General features: G+C 62.8%; 13 protein-coding genes and 3 tRNA genes. 4 read left to right on the top strand and 12 right to left on the bottom strand.

All coding sequences use genetic code 11. The features are described 5' to 3' along the window. Positions 1-245 precede the first annotated feature (245 nt). Positions 246-319: transfer RNA gene (locus Q0603_RS02330), tRNA-Gly, on the bottom strand. Positions 320-403: 84 nt separating this feature from the next. Continuing rightward, positions 404-489, bottom strand: a tRNA-Tyr gene (locus Q0603_RS02325). Positions 490-635: 146 nt separating this feature from the next. On the opposite strand from Q0603_RS02325, the gene rlmB reads away from it, so the two are divergent. Then, positions 636-1,571 (top strand): 23S rRNA (guanosine(2251)-2'-O)-methyltransferase RlmB, encoded by a 936-nt coding sequence (gene rlmB, locus Q0603_RS02320; RefSeq protein ID WP_298721431.1) that lies wholly within the window; start codon positions 636-638, stop codon positions 1,569-1,571. 42 nt (positions 1,572-1,613) lie between these two features. Here rlmB and bfr read toward each other — a convergent pair whose 3' ends face one another. After that, positions 1,614-2,096 (bottom strand): bacterioferritin, encoded by a 483-nt coding sequence (gene bfr, locus Q0603_RS02315; RefSeq protein WP_298721428.1) that lies wholly within the window; start codon positions 2,094-2,096, stop codon positions 1,614-1,616. Positions 2,097-2,337: 241 nt separating this feature from the next. Further along, a complete protein-coding gene (locus tag Q0603_RS02310) occupies positions 2,338-2,559 on the bottom strand; it encodes a (2Fe-2S)-binding protein (RefSeq protein WP_298721425.1) in 222 nt (73 codons plus the stop codon). A 370-nt stretch (positions 2,560-2,929) separates the two neighbouring features. Between Q0603_RS02310 and Q0603_RS02305 the strand changes: the two genes are divergently transcribed. Further along, positions 2,930-3,004: transfer RNA gene (locus tag Q0603_RS02305), tRNA-Thr, on the top strand. Positions 3,005-3,048: 44 nt separating this feature from the next. On the opposite strand, the gene Q0603_RS02300 is transcribed toward Q0603_RS02305, so the two are convergent. Further along, the gene (locus Q0603_RS02300; protein ID WP_298721423.1) at positions 3,049-3,840 is read right to left on the bottom strand and encodes a DnaJ domain-containing protein; all 792 of its coding nucleotides are present in this window, start codon (positions 3,838-3,840) and stop codon (positions 3,049-3,051) included. Between the two features lie 4 nt (positions 3,841-3,844). Beyond that, on the bottom strand, positions 3,845-4,567 hold the full coding sequence (locus Q0603_RS02295) for a VWA domain-containing protein (protein ID WP_298721420.1): 723 nt from the start codon (positions 4,565-4,567) through the stop codon (positions 3,845-3,847). A gap of 206 nt (positions 4,568-4,773) precedes the next feature. Here Q0603_RS02295 and Q0603_RS02290 point away from each other — a divergent pair, with 206 nt between their 5' ends. Further along, positions 4,774-5,736, top strand: a complete 963-nt coding sequence (locus Q0603_RS02290; RefSeq protein ID WP_298721417.1) for a TAXI family TRAP transporter solute-binding subunit — start codon at positions 4,774-4,776, stop codon at positions 5,734-5,736. Between the two features lie 117 nt (positions 5,737-5,853). Then, entirely contained in the window at positions 5,854-7,779 is a 1,926-nt protein-coding gene (locus tag Q0603_RS02285; protein ID WP_298721413.1) for a TRAP transporter permease, read from the top strand. A gap of 19 nt (positions 7,780-7,798) precedes the next feature. On the opposite strand, the gene Q0603_RS02280 is transcribed toward Q0603_RS02285, so the two are convergent. The 6 genes from Q0603_RS02280 to Q0603_RS02255 are packed head-to-tail and all read right to left on the bottom strand — an operon-like array spanning position 7,799 to position 14,427. After that, positions 7,799-8,623, bottom strand: coding sequence for a division plane positioning ATPase MipZ (locus tag Q0603_RS02280; RefSeq protein ID WP_298721410.1), 825 nt, complete (start codon positions 8,621-8,623; stop codon positions 7,799-7,801). A 36-nt stretch (positions 8,624-8,659) separates the two neighbouring features. Continuing rightward, entirely contained in the window at positions 8,660-9,073 is a 414-nt protein-coding gene (locus Q0603_RS02275; protein WP_298721407.1) for a DUF1489 domain-containing protein, read from the bottom strand. A gap of 7 nt (positions 9,074-9,080) precedes the next feature. Next, complete coding sequence (locus tag Q0603_RS02270; RefSeq protein ID WP_298721404.1) at positions 9,081-9,986, bottom strand: hydroxymethylglutaryl-CoA lyase; 906 nt, start codon at positions 9,984-9,986, stop codon at positions 9,081-9,083. Next, positions 9,986-11,998: an acetyl/propionyl/methylcrotonyl-CoA carboxylase subunit alpha gene (locus Q0603_RS02265; RefSeq protein ID WP_298721401.1), complete on the bottom strand. Its 2,013-nt coding sequence runs from the start codon at positions 11,996-11,998 to the stop codon at positions 9,986-9,988. The genes Q0603_RS02270 and Q0603_RS02265 overlap by 1 nt, the downstream gene beginning before the upstream one ends. Positions 11,999-12,018: 20 nt before the next feature. Continuing rightward, entirely contained in the window at positions 12,019-12,816 is a 798-nt protein-coding gene (locus Q0603_RS02260) for an enoyl-CoA hydratase/isomerase family protein (RefSeq protein ID WP_298721399.1), read from the bottom strand. 3 nt (positions 12,817-12,819) lie between these two features. Further along, positions 12,820-14,427 carry a carboxyl transferase domain-containing protein gene (locus Q0603_RS02255; RefSeq protein WP_298721395.1) on the bottom strand — a complete coding sequence of 536 codons (1,608 nt, stop codon included), beginning with the start codon at positions 14,425-14,427 and terminating at the stop codon, positions 12,820-12,822. Between the last annotated feature and the right edge of the window lie 90 nt (positions 14,428-14,517).

The raw sequence follows: 14,517 nt of genomic DNA, 5'->3' as shown, positions 1-14,517 counted from the left end.
GTCTTGCCATGGTCAACGTGACCAATCGTCCCAATGTTGCAGTGCGGCTTCGTACGTTCAAACTTTGCCTTGGCCATCGTTCTGTCCTGTTAATTCCGACCTGTTCGTCGCCGGCCTCAGCGGCCGCCGTTGGGTTGAGACGGATCCGGCATCCGGTTCCGCGCCGCGCTGACTTTCAGCGCCGTTCGCATCGCCACATGCCGTGGGCGGCCGTCGCTCCTTGGCTCTGGCTCCGCCCGGCAAGCTGGAGCGGGTGAAGGGAATCGAACCCTCGCAACCAGCTTGGAAGGCTGGGGCTCTACCACTGAGCTACACCCGCCGCTCGCGTTACTTCCGAAGACTCTCCGCTAACCCTCTGGTGCCGATGTGCTTTTTGACTCGGGCACTTTTGGACTCGCGTAGTTGGTGGAGGGGGTTGGATTCGAACCAACGTAGGCGTGCGCCAACGGATTTACAGTCCGTCCCCTTTAGCCACTCGGGCACCCCTCCGACCGGGCCCCCCGATTACCGAAGGGATATCCGCTAGTCAATGGATTAAACGCGACAAAAGCACCCTCATCGCCCCCTTTCCTCGAAACTACCGAGTTTTGGCGGCAATGTTGTTGCTTCTACGACACGGCACTATAAAGGCCGCCATGCGCAGACGCAAGACGGACGACCGTTCACCCCGCCATTCCTCCCGCTCAAATCGCGAGGAATCCGGCTCCCGCCGGCCCGACAGGCCGAATCGAGAGCTGCGCCGGAATCCAGAGACGCACCGTGAGGGCCGCTCCCATAATGGCGACAGCCGCCCCACCCGGCATGGCGGGGAGCCGCGGCAGCCGCATGGCCATCCCCACCGGGAGGGCCGCACCGACCTGCCGGTCTGGCTTTACGGCACCCATGCCTGCCTGGCCGCGCTGGAGAATCCGGCCCGCTACCTGCGCCGGCTGGTGCTGACCAAGGATACCCTGCACGAGCTTCAGGGCCGTCTGCCGCCAAACCCACAGCCGGAAGTCGTGGATAGGACGCGACTGGACAGCCTGCTGCCCCCCGGGGCCGTACATCAGGGCATCGCCGTCTTGGCCGATCCCTTGGACGATCCCGGCATCGAATCGCTGCAGGCCGAACCGGAGAATGGCCGTGACCTGGTGCTGCTGCTCGACCATGTGACCGATCCGCGCAATATCGGCGCGATCCTTCGCTCAGCCGCCGCTTTCGGCGCCCGCGCGGTGGTAATCACCGACCGCCATGCCCCGGAAGCCACCGGCGCACTAGCCAAGGCGGCTTCGGGCGGGCTGGAGGTCGTCCCGCTGATCCGCGTCACCAATCTGGCGCGCGCGCTGGATCAGCTCGCCGATTACGGCTTCTGGCGGATCGGGCTGGAGATGGAAACCGATAAGACGCTGGCCGAGGCCGTGCGCGACATCCGCCGCGTTGCGCTGGTGCTGGGCGCCGAGGATGAAGGCCTGCGCCGCCTGACGCGGGAGAAGTGCGACTTCCTCGCCAAGCTGCCGATGACCGGCGCGGTCGAAAGCCTGAATGTTTCGGCAGCGGCGGCTGTCGCCCTGTACGAATGCGTGCGCGGCTGACGCCGCGCAGCATTGCAGCGAAGATCGACTAGAGGCGATAGATTACGACGGTGAGCCGCCGCCCATCTGCGACTGCAGGTAATTCTGCAGGCCGACCTTCTGGATCAGCTCAAGCTGCGTTTCCAGATGATCGATATGCTCTTCCGTATCCTCCAGGATCTCGGTGAGCAGATCGCGGCTGACGTAATCCTGCGAGGTTTCGCATAGCGCGATGGAAGCGATCAGATCCGTGCGCGCCTTGCGCTCCAGTTCGAGATTGGCCTGAAGCCCTTCAGGAACGGTTTCACCGATCTTCAGCTTGCCCAGATCCTGCAGGTTCGGCACGCCTTCGAGCAAAAGGATACGCTCGATCAGCTTGTCGGCGTGCTTCATCTCCTCGATGGATTCCTGGTACTCGTGATGGCCGAGCCGCTCAAAGCCCCAGCTCTTCCACATGCGGGCATGCAGGAAATACTGATTGATGGCGGTCAGCTCGTTCTTCAGCACGCCATTGAGATGCTGAATGACCTTCTTGTCGCCCTTCATGCGGAGCCTCCGTCCAACGATTACGATCGACGAGAATCATGTCGATCCGCTGGCTTTGAGGGATACGCCGCAACGGCCGAAGGTCAAGGAAAATGGCTGTAATTACGAGTTACTCGCAAAGAAAGCCGTCAATTGCTGCGCTGTTGCGTTTCAAGAGCAAAAAGATCGCGCATCAAGCGCAGTTTGATCAGCAGCAACGCAGCAGCGCCGAGGCAGGCGGCAACGACGAGGACGATCCCCGTCATGCGGCGTTCTCCGCCTGCGCAACCGCCGCGACCAGGGCGCAATGCCCGCCGCGATGGCCCTTGTGCTGATCGAGCAAGCCGCGCACTTCGGGCACGCATTTGCCGCATTGCGGACGGTCGGCCAGATGACGATACACCGACGATACCGAACGGCAGCCGCCGGCAATGGCGTTACGCACATCGCCGTCGGTGAAACCATGGCAAAGACAGACATACATGGCTCGCCCTCGCCTCAATGCACTGCGACGGCAAAAGCCGGTGTGGCGCGCTGCCACGCCCGATATGAAAGCATGGGGAGATACTCAGGACCGGACACCCGGCCGAACGCCGAGACTGCCGGGTGCCTGCCCTTACTCAACTCGTGCACGCTGAGCGGCCAATTACCCAGCTTGCCGGTCTGGCCCAGATCCGCCTTGCCTCGAAAATCCGTCATCGCTAATCCTGCAACTCATTCGCAGGATCAGAATAAGGTTTGCTGCGAGTGATTATCAAGTGCCATTTTGCCACGGTAGACGAATAATTCGGGTGGACGGTCCGTCTTGTCGGGAAGCCGCACGTCGCGTAAACAAACGCCGCCCTCATCGAGATGCCGGATTAGCTCAGCGGTAGAGCAGCGGTTTTGTAAACCGAAGGTCGGGGGTTCAATCCCCTCATCCGGCACCATTTCCTCAGAAATCAGCCGCTTTCGCGCCGCTCGCCGACCGCCCCTACTCGCCGAGCAGGAGGTCCTTGGCGCGGTTGATCTGCGCAGCCAGATGGGTAGAGCCGCCCTGGTCGGGATGGAATTTCTTCATCAGGCGGCGATGGGCGGCGCGGATCTCGTCGGGCGTGGCGCCGGGCTTCAGGCCGAGGATGTCGTAAGCCTGCTCACGGGTCATCGCCCCGCTGCCATCGGACGCGCGGTCCTGGCCAGCCGCATCGGCGCGTTCGCGCCAGTCCTCACCGATCATGCGGTCGAGATAGGCTTCCAGCAGAGCTGCTGATTGATTGTCCATGCTGCGGCAATGGCGCAGCAGCGTCATCAGCTCTTCGAATTTCAGCGACGACAGCCGCCGTCCGGCAAACTCGCCCTGCAGCACATCGCCATCCATGCGGCCGGTCGCATGATCGAGCTGCATGCGCAGCCATGCTGTCTCCACGCCCGAGCGCGGCGCAGACGATGAGGAGTCGAAACCGCCGGAATCGTACTGCGTGCGCGCCTTCGTCCAGCCGCTGCCCAGACCGCGGCCGCCGAACAGGCCGCCGCGTCCGAACAATCCGCCGAAGAGCGGAAACATGCGCGGCCCGTAGCCCAGCGCAGCCGCCGCAGCGACACCTAAAAACATCGCGACATCGATGCGGCCGCGCGCGAGGAAAAAGATCGCCAAGGCCCCTGCCGCCAAGGCGAAGATAATCTTAATGCCTTTCGCCAGCACCTTCGGATCGGCGTTGACGAAAGCGCGCGCGCCCAGCCAGAGCAGGATGACGCCGATGACGCCTAAAGCAAACCAGGCTGCCATTGCGTTACCGCATCTGTCCGATCAACAGCCGCACTTCCGAACCGGCACGCGCGGCGTAATCTTCCAGTGCCTTCATCCCGCCCGCTGCGTAGACGGCAACGGCAGACAGCAACTGACGCAACTGCGCCGCGCTGGAACGGTCGAAGGAGCAATAGGCGCCACGCGTGAGCCGCGCCATTTCCTTGAAGCAGGCTTTTGCCTGCGAATCCTCGCCTTCCTGGAAGGCAAAGATCGGTACGCCCAGCAACGCCAGTTCGCCGGCGCGCATGGCGATGTCATCCGGATTCTCTTCGAGACAATCTCCGACATAGACCAGCGCATTGACCTTGCGTTCGCGCGCTTCAGCCAGGGTGTGATTGAGCACGCGCTCGATCTGCGTATGGCCGCCAACGCATTCCACTTGGCGCATCAGCCGCAGGAGCTGGCCGGTTTCCGACACCCATGGCGAGGCCTTGCACTCACCCAGGCCACGGAAGAAGACAAGCTGGACATCCAGCCCGCCGATATCGGCGGTCGCGCGAAACATGTCGGCCTGAATGCGCTGCGCCTCGTCCCAGGTCGGACGCCGGCTGGCGGTTGCATCGAGGGCAAAGACGAGACGCCCGCGGCCGCCATGCTGCGGCGCAACACGAGGCGTCAACGCGACCTGCCGTAGAAAGGCGTCGACCTCCTGCGCCGTCGCCTTTGCCGGCATCGTTCTGTCGGAAGTCTCCCGATCCGTGCCCATGACCTGCCCTGCTGAGTGACTGACCAAGATATAAGCAAGCGATCAGCTCATTGCCAGTACAGCCTAAGCGCTAAAGACCGCGCAAAATTGAGGATAGGAAAATATTGGCCTCAAGGGTGCTAATCGGTATCTTAGGCACAGGGTTCTGGCAGTCGACATCATGATGATCGCGACCCGCTAGGGCAGGTAATGGGAGGATATCTATAATGATTGTGTCGAAACTAAAGACTCTAGGCTTGGCTGCAGTTGCGGCTGTTGCAGTCGCCGGCCTTGCCCAGGCGCAGCCAAAATCCCTGACCATCGGCACCGCCTCCGTAGGCGGCACCTACTTCATTTATGGCGGCGTCGTTGCCTCCCTGGTCACGGAAAAGACCGGCATCAACGTTTCCACGCAGCAGACGCAGGGCCCGAACCAGAACCTTCTGCTGGTCGACAGCAAGGCCATCGAACTGGGCATGGTCACCATGGGCGTCGCCCTGCACGGCTGGAACGGCACCGGCTGGGCGAACGGCAAGAAGTATCAGAATTCCCGCGCCCTCTTCCCGATGTATGACACGCCGTTCCATTTCATCACCACTGAAAAGACCGGCATTACCTCGGTGAAGCAGATGGAAGGCAAGACGGTCGGCGTTGGCCCGAAGGCTGGTACGCCGGGCACCTACTTCCCGCTGATGTTCGAGGCGCTCGGCGTCAAGGCGACGATCCGCAATGGCGGTGCCTCCGACATGGCCAGCCAGCTGGGTGACGGCCTGCTGGACGTGTTTGCCTTCGCCGCGGGCGTGCCGATCTCTGCCTTCTCCGAGCTGGAGGCACAGCGTCCGGTGAAGTTCATCACCTTCACGGATGACGAGCTGAAGACCCTGCAGGAGAAGATTCCGGAACTGTCGCCGTCGCTGATTCCGAAGGGCACCTATCGCACCCTGAACGAAGATCACAAGACGGTCGGCCTCTATAACTTCGCCATCGCCCATAAGGATCTGCCCGACGACGTCGCCTATCAGATCGTCAAGGCGGTGCTCGACAACAACGATGCCATGGTGAAGGGCCATTCGGCGGCGAAGGAAACGCTGGCTCAGAATGCCGACAAGAACACCTTCCTGCCGTTCCATCCCGGTGCGGTGAAGTACTACAAGGAGAAGGGTATCAATCTGCATCCGAAGACGATGTAAGTGCATCGGTATCGCTAGTTGCGATCCCCCGCCCGCTCAAAAACGGGCGGGGGATTTTCTTAATGTGCGCAGGTAAGCCGAGCACAAGAATCGCGCACCCTGCGGGAGGCTTTAGACATGACGACCAAGGATCTCGCCAGCGATCAGGCGGCGAAAACGGCTGAGAAAATCCAGGAAGAAGCGGAAGTCGGCGGCAATATCCGGCTGCTGCGCGGCTGGGAAGCCCAGCTACTCTTCTGGAGCTGCGTTCTCTTCACCGTCTTCCACCTCTTCGTCCTGAACATCCATCCGATCGATCCCTGGCTGTTCCGCAGTGCCCACGTCTCTTTCGGCTCGGCCATTGGCTTCCTGATGTTTTCCGCCCGCTCGCGCCAGCGCGCGGGAACGCCCTGGTATGACTGGATCTTCATGGCGGCGAGCATCGCCTGCTTCGTCTATATCTACGACAACCTCGACCAGCTGCTGTTCCGCGCCGGCGCCGCGCCGACCGAATGGGATCTAGTGATCGGCTTGATTGGCACCTTCCTGATCCTGGAAATCACGCGCCGCAGCGCGGGCCTTGCCCTGCCGATCATCGCGGCGATCTTCCTGCTCTACTGCGTCGTTGGTCCGTGGATGCCCGGCGTGCTTTATCACAAGGGCATCCGCATTGATCACCTCTTCTCCTTCGTCTACTCGATGGAAGGCGTATTCGGCCCGACCACCGCGGTTTCGTCGACCTACATCATCCTCTTCATCACCTTTGCAGGCTTCCTGCAGGTGTCGAAGATTGGCGATTACTTCGTCAACTTCTCCTTCGCGCTGGCCGGAACGGCCCGTGGCGGCCCGGCGAAGGTTGCCGTTATGTCGAGCGCGCTGATGGGCACCATCAACGGCACCTCGGCCGGCAACGTGGCCGCGACGGGCACCTTCACCATTCCGATGATGAAGCGCGTCGGCTATCCGCCGCGCAGCGCTGGCGCGATCGAGGCTGCCGCCTCCACCGGCGGCCAGATCATGCCGCCCGTCATGGGGGCTGGTGCCTTCATCATGGCCGAGATCACCGGCATTCCCTACACTGAACTGATGATCGCGGCCGTGCTGCCCGCGGCGCTGTATTTCATTGCGGTCTATTTCATGGTCGACAATGAAGCCAAGCGCCTGAATATGCGCGGCCTGGACCGGTCCCAGCTGCCGCGCATGGACGAGATGCTGCGGCGCGTCTTCCTGTTCATCCCGCTGATCGTCCTCATCTTCGGTCTGGTCACCGGTTATTCGGTGATCCGTTCCGGCACGCTGGCCATGGTCAGCGCGCTGGTGATCAGCTGGCTGCTGCCGGAAACCCGTATGGGGCCGCGCGAGGTGCTGGACGCGCTGCATCTGGGCGCTAAGGGTACGATCCAACTGATCGCCGTCTGCGCCTGCGCGGGCATCATCGTGGGCGTTATCGGCCTGACCGGCATCGGCCTGCGCTTCTCGTCGATGATTCTGGCCATCGCGGGCGAAAGCCAGCTGATGGCGCTGATCTTCGCCATGGCCATCGCCATCATCCTAGGGATGGGTATGCCGACCACGGCGGCCTATGCGGTGGCTGCGTCGGTGGTGGCACCCGGCTTGATCAAGCTAGGCATCTCGCCGCTGGTCGCCCATATGTTCGTCTTCTACTACGCGGTGATCTCCGCCATCACGCCGCCGGTCGCCCTGGCGGGCTATGCGGGCGCGGCGATTGCCGGCAGCGATCCGATGAAGACCTCGGTCACATCCTTCGTCTACGGCATGGCGGCCTTCATCGTGCCGTTCATGTTCTTCTACAGCCCCGCCCTGCTGATGCAGGGCGACTGGGTACAGGTCACGCATTACGCGGCGACCGCCTGCATCGGCGTCTATCTGCTGGCCGGTGCGCTGACGGGCTGGTATTTCGGTCCGGCGCCGAAGCTGATCCGCGCCGTCCTGCTGGTGGCGTCGCTGCTGCTGATCTATGGCGGATTGCTGACCGACCTCACCGGGCTGGCGATCGCCATGCTGTTGGCCATATTCCAGTACACCCGTCGCAAAGCGCGCTGACGGTCAGCCGGTCTACAGCTTAATCCGCAGTAATCAGGTTCAGCCCGAGCAGGAGGTTCCGCATCTCCTGCCGGGCGGCGGCCTGCGCCATGTTGATGCCGCCGCCGGTGCGGTCCAGATCCATCAGGGTCAGGCCCGAGAGAAACAGCTCGCGGAAGATCACGCGTTCCGACAATCCCGGCAGGAAGCGAAAGCCGATCCGCTTTTCCAGCGACTGGAGAACATGTCCGACATTGCGCTTGTTGCGCGCATCCAGGTGCGACAGGCGATTGCGGATCACCACCCAGTCAACGCTCTGGCGGTCGCGGGCGAAACGCTGCTTGCGCTGCTCCCAGACCATGACGGCGTAGCGGCTCGGCTTGATCACCTTCAGCGTATCGGGATCAACGGTCGCCAGCAGATCGACATCGATGAAGCTGTCATTCACTGGCGTGATCAGCAGATCGGCATAGGAATGGCCGATGCGGGACAGATTGGTGTCGCTGCCCGGACAATCGATCAGGATGAAGTCATGGCGCGGCGCCAGATCGGCCAGCGTCGCAGCCACCCGCTCCGCCTCGTCGGCATCGGCTTCCGTGCGCAGCGGCAGATCGCTTTCCGGCACAACGACGAATTCCGGCATCGGCAGGCGCAGACCGTTGCGCGTGATGAAGGCCTGCCGGTTCTCCAGATAACGTGTCAGGGTCCGCTGCTTGGAATCGAGATCCACGGCCGCCACCCGGCCTCCTTCGAGCAGCAGGCCGGTGAGGATATGCATCGCCGTGGTCGACTTGCCCGAGCCGCCCTTCTCGTTTCCCACGACGATGATGCGCGCGCGCGTAGGCTCCTGAACCGGAGCGTCCATCTCATGACTCCTAAAACAAAGACTGAACGCTTGGTATTATAAGAGCCCGAGGTTGCGCAACTCTGCCGCCAGTCCCGGCGGGATTTCTGCGCCGCCCTTGCCGAGAGCGGACATGTCCGGCGGAGCATCCTCCGGCTCCAGATAACGCCAGCCCTGATGCGGACGGCGCGGCGTTGGCACCACCGGGATCAGCTCGGTCTTCATCACGATGCCGCAATGCGGGCCTTTATCCTCCAGCACCACCTCTTCCAGGCCGACGATGGGGCAGCGCACGGCGATATAACCTTTGACGATCCAGTACAGCGATCCGCCCGCCAGCACCTCTTCCGCACGTTTGGGCATGTGGCGGGTGTAATGCGTGTAGGTCTTGCCCTTGCGGGCCTTCATCCGTTGACGGAAATGCTCGACGCTCTCGATGCCGACAGCGATTTTCAACAGATGGACTGGCACTGAACGCTCACAGACATTTCGATTTCAGGGCGCGGGCAACGCGCGAGGCCGGCGGACGGCCCAGGCGGTCGGAAATCCACCAGGCGGTCTGCACGAGTTTCTTCAGGTCGATCCCGCTCTCGATCCCAAGGCCGTCCAGCATGTAGACCACATCCTCGGTAGCCACATTGCCCGTGGCGCCCGGCGCGTAAGGACAGCCGCCCAGTCCCGCGACCGAGGCATCATGCCGCGTGATGCCGCATTCGAGCGCGGCCAGCGTATTGGCCAGTGCCTGACCATAGGTGTCGTGGAAATGCGCGCCCAAGGCTTCAAGCGGCACCACACTGGCGCAGGCCTCGATCATCGCCTTGACCTTGCCGGGCGTACCGACGCCAATGGTATCGCCCAAGGCAATGTCATGGCAGCCGAGATCGTACAGCTGCTTGACGACCTTCGCCGTTTGCTGCGGCGCGATCTCGCCTTCAAAGGGACAGCCGAGCACGACGGAGACAAAGCCCCGGACCTTCACGCCATCGCGCTGCGCGGCCTCGACGACGGGCCGGAAGCGCTCGATGCTTTCCTCGATGCTGCAATTAATGTTCTTGCGCGAAAAGCTCTCGCTGGCGGCAGCAAAAATACCGATGGCCTCTACTCCTGCCGCGCGGGCCGCTTCATAGCCCTTCAGGTTGGGCGTGAGCACCTGATAGGTCACGCCGGGCTTGCGCGTGAGCTGCGCCATAACCTCGGCATGGTCGCCCATCTGCGGCACCCACTTCGGCGAAACGAAGCTGGTGGCTTCGACATGGGTGACGCCGCAATCGACCAGCCTGTCGATCAGTTCCACTTTCACTTCGGTCGGGACGACGCCGGGCTCGTTCTGCAGCCCGTCGCGCGGGCCAGCCTCCCAGAGGGTGATGCGACTTGGCATCGCCATCAGTCTTCCCCCTCGATACTGAGCAGCGAAACGCCCTCGGTCACCTGATCGCCGGCCTGGAAGTTGATCTTCGCCACCACGCCGCGGCCTGGGGCACTGATCGTATGTTCCATCTTCATGGCTTCCAGAATCATCAAGGCCTGGCCCTTCTCGACCTTTGCACCTTCCGCCACCAGAACCTGTACCACCTTGCCCGGCATCGGCGCGTTCAGTTGCCCGCCTGCGCCCTCATCGATAGCGGACACCACCCGTGGGTCGACAAGGGTAAGCTTGTGGGTTTCTCCCGGCAAAAGGATGGTCAGATCGTCGCCTTGTCGGACGATGCCGATCTTCATCCGGCGGCCATCCAGCGCAGCATCCAGAGTGCCGTCGGCTTCCAGCGTACCCTGAACCAGCACTTCTTTGTCCTGCACACGCAGCCGGACGGCATCTGCGCCGACATACTCGATCCGGCAGGCAATGTCGGTATCGCGATCTTTGAAGATCAACTCATCCCAGCCGACATCATTCATGCGCCAGCCGTTGACGGCACTCCAGGGCGACCAAGGATCGCCAACGCTCATCGCGGCCGCTTGCGCCCGCCGCTCCAGCGTGACGGCCAGCGCCGCAAGGGCCAGCACTGAAACCGGTGCCGGTGTCTGCTGCGGGATCAGATCGGAGCGAAAGCGCTCGATGAAACCGGTATCCAGATCGCCTTCGACAAAGGCCGGATGGCCGGCCAAGGCGATCAGGAAAGCGGTATTCGTCGCCACGCCGGCAATCTGATACTCACCCAGCGCCTGCCGCAGACGGCGCAGAGCGGATTTCCGGTCGGTGTCCCAGACGATTAGCTTGGCGATCATCGGATCGTAATACGGCGTCACCGCATCGCCTTCCGAGACGCCGGTATCCACGCGGACATGAGCGTTTTCCGCCGGGCTGCGCAGCCGGTGCAGCACGCCCACAGAAGGCAGGAAATTGCGGACGGGATCTTCCGCATAGACGCGCGCCTCGACGGCATGGCCGCTGATGGTTAGCTGTTCCTGGCGCAGAGGCAGTTCCTCGCCTCCAGCCACTCGCAACTGCCACTCGACCAGGTCCTGGCCGGTGATCATTTCGGTGACCGGATGCTCGACCTGCAGCCGGGTGTTCATCTCCATGAAATAGAACCGGTCGGCGCGCAGGCCTTCGGAGACGTCGGCGATGAATTCCACCGTTCCGGCGCCGACATAGCCAATCGCCTTGGCAGCTGCGACGGCAGCCGCCCCCATGGCCTGGCGCATTTGGCTGGACATGTCGGGTGCGGGTGCTTCTTCCAGCACCTTCTGGTGGCGCCGCTGCACCGAGCAGTCGCGCTCGAACAGATGCACGGCGTTGCCTTTGGCATCAGCAAAAACCTGGATCTCGATATGGCGCGGCTTGACCAGATACTTCTCCAAAAGAACCTTGTCGTCGCCGAAGGCATTGGCCGCTTCGCGCTTGGCGCCCGCCAGAGCCGCGGCGAAATCCTGCGCCGTATCGACGCGGCGCATACCCTTGCCGCCGCCGCCCGCGACGGCCTTGATCAGCACCGGATAGCCGATCCGCTCGGCTTCCTTGGCCAGCAATTCCGGCGTCTGATCGTCGCCGTGATAGCCCGGCACGACGGGAACCTTGGCCTTCTCCATCAGCGCCTTGGCCGCGCCTTTCAGGCCCATGGCCTCAATTGCCGCCGGTGGCGGGCCGATGAAGACGATGCCCGCCTCAGCGCAGGCGCGGGCAAAGCCGGCATTCTCCGAAAGAAAGCCGTAGCCGGGATGAATCGCTTCCGCACCGGTCAGCCTGGCGGCGGCGATGATGCGTTCGGCCACCAGATAGCTGTCGCGCACCGGCGCGGGACCGATATGCACAGCCTCATCGGCCATGAGGACATGCCGCGCCTGCGCGTCCGCATCCGAGTAGACGGCAACCGTGCCGACGCCCAGGCGTTTCGCGGTGCGAATGATGCGGCAGGCGATCTCGCCGCGGTTGGCGATCAGAATCTTGCGGAACATGCGGTCCCCGCTGACATCGTCTACTGCGCCCAGTTGGGCTTGCGTTTCTCGAAGAAGGCGGCGAGGCCTTCCTGCCCTTCCGGGCTGGCGCGCCGTTCGGCGATATTCTGGGCCGTGAATTCCATCAGCGCCTCATCCACCGGGCGATTGGCGACGCGTTCAATCAGGATCTTTGAATCGCGGATCGCCCCCGGCGCGCCTTGCAGCAGGGCCGAGACAATCTCCTCGCCTCGCGCCGCCAGCGCCGCTTCGTCCTCAACCAGTTCGTGCACCAGTCCGATCCGGCTGGCCTCGGTCGCGCCGAAACGCTCACCGGTAAGGAAATAGCGCCGCGCCTGTCGCTCGCCGATGGCTGCCACGACATAGGGTGATATGGTAGCAGGCGTCAGGCCCAGGCGTACTTCCGTCAGCGCGAACTGCGCCGCGCGCGTCGCGATCACGATATCGGATGCCGAAGCAAGGCCGGTGCCGCCCGCCATGCAATTACCCTGCACGAGCGCAAGCGTCGCCTGAGGCAGATCGTGCAACTGCTTCAGCATGCGCGCCATGGCCATGGTGCTGGCGCGATTCTGTTCGGGGCTGGCCTGGCCGGATTTACGCATCCAATCGAGATCACCGCCGGCGGAGAAGCTTTTCCCCGCGCCTTTGAGAACGACCACGCGGATATTCTTGCGGACGGCAACATCGGTCCAAATCGCGAGCAGGCGCTGCACCACCTCGTCGTTGAAGGCATTGTGGATCTGCGGCCGGTTCAGCGTCACGGTTGCGACGCCACGGCTATCCGTCTCAAACAGTACGACCTCTTGGCTTTCGCTCATGTCTTACATCCTGAAGACGCCGAACCTGGTCGGTTCAATCGGCGCGTTATGAGCAGCGCTCAGGCCCAGCGCCAGCACCATGCGCGTATCGGCCGGATCGATGATGCCGTCATCCCACAGCCGGGCCGAGGCATAGTATGGATGCCCCTGGCGGTCGTATTGTGCGCGGATGGGATTCTTGAAGGCTTCTTCCTCTTCCTTCGACCAGGTCTTGCCCTCGGCTTCCATGGCGTCACGCTTGACGGTTGCGAGGACGCTGGCAGCCTGTTCGCCGCCCATCACCGAGATGCGGGCATTCGGCCACATGAACAGAAGCCGCGGGCCATAGGCCCGCCCGCACATGCCGTAATTGCCCGCGCCGTAGGAGCCGCCGATGATGACGGTGAATTTGGGCACATTGGCGCAGGAAACCGCCGTCACCAGCTTGGCACCATCCTTGGCGATGCCGCCGGACTCGTATTTCTTGCCGACCATGAAGCCGGTGATGTTCTGCAGGAAAACCAGCGGAATCCCGCGCTGGCAGCACAGCTCGATGAAATGCGCGCCTTTCAGCGCACTTTCCGAGAACAGGATGCCGTTATTGGCGATGATGCCGACGGGATAGCCGTGGATGCGGGCGAAGCCGCAAACCAGCGTGGTGCCGTAGAGCTTCTTGAATTCATCCAGCTCGGAATCATCCACGATGCGGGCGATGATCTCGCGCACGTCGAACGGAATGCGGCCATCCTTCGGGATCACGCCGTAAAGTTCAGCGGCATCGTAACGCGGCGGCTTCGGCGGCCGGACATCGCCAGAGACCTGCTTTACGCCATTCAGGTTGCCGACGATCCGTCGCGCAAGCCCCAGCGCGTGGGCATCGTTCATGGCGTAATGGTCGCTGACGCCCGAGACACGGGCATGCACGTCGGCGCCGCCTAAGTCTTCTGCGGAAACGATCTCACCCGTCGCCGCCTTCACCAGCGGCGGGCCGCCAAGGAAGATCGTGCCCTGATTGCGCACGATGATCGACTCATCCGACATGGCCGGCACGTAGGCGCCGCCAGCGGTGCATGAGCCCATGACGACAGCGATCTGCGGAATCCCCTCCGCCGACATCCGGGCCTGATTGTAGAAGATGCGGCCGAAATGCTCCTTGTCGGGGAACACCTCGTCCCAGGTCGGCAGGTTCGCGCCGCCTGAATCGACCAGATAGATGCAGGGCAGCCGGTTCTCGCGCGCGATCTCCTGCGCCCGCAGATGCTTCTTCACGGTAATCGGGAAATAGGTGCCGCCCTTCACCGTGGCGTCATTGCAGACGATGACGCATTCGCGGCCCATCACGCGGCCGATGCCGGTGATGATTCCGGCAGCATGGATATCGCCGCCATACATGTCCCAGGCGGCAAACTGGCTCAGTTCGAGAAACGGCGAGCCCGGATCCAGCAAGGTGCGCACCCGGTCGCGCGGCAGCAGCTTGCCGCGCGCGAGATGCTTCTCGCGGGCTTTTTCGCCACCGCCCTGCTTGATCTTCTGCACCTTGGCCTTCAGGTCGTCGACCAGCGCCTGCATCTGCGCTGCGTTTTCGCGGAAGGCTGCCGAACGGGTATCGAGTTGGCTGGTGAGCACGCTCATGGTCAGGCGTTCTGCTTCTCGTTCTCGGGCAATACCGGGCGAACATGCCAGTGCCCCCTCCCCGCCGCAAGGGGCGCGGCGGCAAAAGGA

This window comes from uncultured Ferrovibrio sp. (assembly GCF_937960835.1).
In the GTDB taxonomy this organism is placed as follows: Bacteria; Pseudomonadota; Alphaproteobacteria; order Ferrovibrionales; family Ferrovibrionaceae; genus Ferrovibrio.
This window is presented reverse-complemented; position numbering and strand designations above follow the sequence as displayed.